General features: G+C 41.1%; 1 protein-coding gene. It reads right to left on the reverse strand.

Features of this window, described 5'->3' with window-relative positions; translation table 11 throughout:
• On the reverse strand, positions 1-902 hold a 902-nt coding region (locus tag H4J63_RS19775), incomplete at both ends, for a reverse transcriptase domain-containing protein (protein ID WP_182198109.1).

Consider the following 902-nt stretch of genomic DNA (forward strand, 5'->3'; position numbering starts at 1 on the left):
TTTTCCATTGAATATAAACCTTGCTCCTCAAACCATTGGTTTGGCATCGCTACATTCGATAATGGACTTAGAGAGTTTCGCCATGAGTTCATTTTGATGAACTTAAATGGCGGCTTTTTCCCTAATTGTTTTAGTCGCTTATGCAACCTCGCTGGGTTTTTCCACAACCTTAACTGAATTGCCCTTAATCGTCGTCTCACCCACCTTGCCAACAAATTTAGCACTCGTTTACAATTGGCTATACTGAAATAATTTACAAAGCCGCGCACCACTGGATTGAGTCTTTTTATTACTTCAATTAAGTTCATGCCACTATTTCGCTTTGTTAATCGTTTTACTCTTTGTTTAAAGCCTTTGAGTTTTGTGGCTTGGATACGCGTCCAATTACTGCCTATCTCCACTCCCAAAAATTTTACGCCTTCACTACTATGCGCTATGTGCGTTTTCTTTTGGTTGACTGTTAACTTTAAGCCTTTTTCGAGTATCTGAGTCGCTACTGTGAGTGCATTCTTGGCTGCTTTTTCTGTGCAGCATAAGATCAATATGTCGTCGGCGTACCTCACTATTCTGTGATTTCGCTTTTTCATTTCTTGATCAAATGCATCTAGGTAGATATTCGCCAACAGTGGACTGATAACACCACCTTGTGGACTTCCTAGCTCACTCGCTTCCCAATTATTGCCTATCATTACTCCGCTTTTTAAAAACTGTTTGAGCAGTTTTAAGATGCTACCGTCTGTCACTTTGCGTTTGACGCTGCTTATGATCAAGTCGTGATCGAGTAGGTCAAAACACTTCGACAGATCCATATCAACCACCCACTCACGGTGATATTTACGAATAAATACCGTGGCTTTGCTGATGGCGTCATGACAACTTCGTTTCGGCCTGTACCCATAACT

The sequence above is a fragment of the Pseudoalteromonas sp. 5Ae-yellow genome (assembly GCF_014077565.1).
Taxonomy (GTDB): Bacteria; Pseudomonadota; Gammaproteobacteria; order Enterobacterales; family Alteromonadaceae; genus Pseudoalteromonas.